At 67.5% G+C, this 1612-nt stretch carries 2 protein-coding genes and 2 pseudogenes; all 4 read right to left on the bottom strand.

Going from position 1 to position 1612, the window contains the following annotated elements; genetic code table 11:
- Nucleotides 1-120, bottom strand: a 120-nt coding sequence (locus tag X803_RS17805; RefSeq protein ID WP_035777918.1) for a MerR family DNA-binding transcriptional regulator, incomplete at its 3' end; no start/stop codon positions are given.
- 37 nt (nt 121-157) lie between these two features.
- Nucleotides 158-784: pseudogene (locus X803_RS17800) on the bottom strand (DnaJ C-terminal domain-containing protein); the annotation flags it as partial.
- A gap of 25 nt (nt 785-809) precedes the next feature.
- Nucleotides 810-926, bottom strand: a pseudogene (locus X803_RS21325) (MerR family DNA-binding transcriptional regulator); the annotation flags it as partial.
- Between the two features lie 37 nt (nt 927-963).
- A partial coding sequence (locus X803_RS17795; RefSeq protein WP_275450937.1) for a DnaJ C-terminal domain-containing protein occupies nt 964-1612 on the bottom strand: 649 nt, incomplete at its 5' end.

Here is a 1612-nt window from a genome sequence, read left to right as displayed (position 1 = left end):
CGCCCTGCTCGGCGTCACGAGGCCGAGCCTGTCGTACTGGCGCAGCGTCTGGGGGTGCATGTCCGCCAGCTCCGCCGCTACGGAGATGACGTAGATCGGCATATTGATGTCAACAGACATGGTGTTTCTCCCCTCTGCTGCCTAGATTGCCCACACCCTACAGCCGCGCTTTCTCGGCCAGGCTGGCGCGTGGATCAGCGTCCTGCGTGGCGTTGGCGAACGCCTCGACCGCGGCTGCCGCGTCCTTGTTGAGATTCTGGGGAACGACGACGTCGATGGTCACCAGCAGATCACCGGTTACCTTCGAAGTCTTCACCCCGCGCCCCTTCACCCGCAGCGTCCTGCCGGACGGGGTACCGGCCGGCACCTTGACCGTGACCTTCTCACCGTCGAGGGTGGGGACCTCAATCTGCGCTCCCAGCGTGGCCTCCGGGAAGGTGACCGGCACGTGCACCCGGATGTTGTCGCCGTCGCGCTGGAAGAACGGATGCGGCTTCACGTTGACGGTGACCATCAGGTCCCCGCTTCCAGCCGGGCCGTTCTGGCCCTTGCCGCGCACCCGGACCTTCTGTCCATCCCGGATGCCGGCCGGAATCCGCACATCGATGACCTCACCGGACGGTTCCCGCAGGCCGATGGTGGTCCCGCGGATTGACCCCGCGAAGGAGATGGTGGTGCTGGCGGTGCGGTCCGCTCCCTTGCGGGGCGGTGCCTGGTAGCCGGGGAATCCGCCGCCGGAGGAGTAACCCCCGCCGCCGAACAGGTCGGCGAACTCGGGGGGCAGGTTACTACCGCCGCCGAAGCCGCGCCCTGCTCGGCGTCACGAGGCCGAGCCTGTCGTACTGGCGCAGCGTCTGGGGGTGCATGTCCGCCAGCTCCGCCGCTACGGAGATGACGTAGATCGGCATATTGATGTCAACAGACATGGTGTTTCTCCCCTCTGCTGCCTAGATTGCCCACACCCTACAGCCGCGCTTTCTCGGCCAGGCTGGCGCGTGGATCAGCGTCCTGCGTGGCGTTGGCGAACGCCTCGACCGCGGCTGCCGCGTCCTTGTTGAGATTCTGGGGAACGACGACGTCGATGGTCACCAGCAGATCACCGGTTACCTTCGAAGTCTTCACCCCGCGCCCCTTCACCCGCAGCGTCCTGCCGGACGGGGTACCGGCCGGCACCTTGACCGTGACCTTCTCACCGTCGAGGGTGGGGACCTCAATCTGCGCTCCCAGCGTGGCCTCCGGGAAGGTGACCGGCACGTGCACCCGGATGTTGTCGCCGTCGCGCTGGAAGAACGGATGCGGCTTCACGTTGACGGTGACCATCAGGTCCCCGCTTCCAGCCGGGCCGTTCTGGCCCTTGCCGCGCACCCGGACCTTCTGTCCATCCCGGATGCCGGCCGGAATCCGCACATCGATGACCTCACCGGACGGTTCCCGCAGGCCGATGGTGGTCCCGCGGATTGACCCCGCGAAGGAGATGGTGGTGCTGGCGGTGCGGTCCGCTCCCTTGCGGGGCGGTGCCTGGTAGCCGGGGAATCCGCCGCCGGAGGAGTAACCCCCGCCGCCGAACAGGTCGGCGAACTCGGGGGGCAGGTTACTACCGCCGCCGAAGCCG

This window comes from Arthrobacter sp. 35/47, assembly GCF_000520475.1.
GTDB lineage: Bacteria > Actinomycetota > Actinomycetes > Actinomycetales > Micrococcaceae > Arthrobacter_D > Arthrobacter_D subterraneus.
Note: the sequence above shows the minus strand (reverse complement) of the source record. Positions and strands in the feature narration are given on the sequence as shown.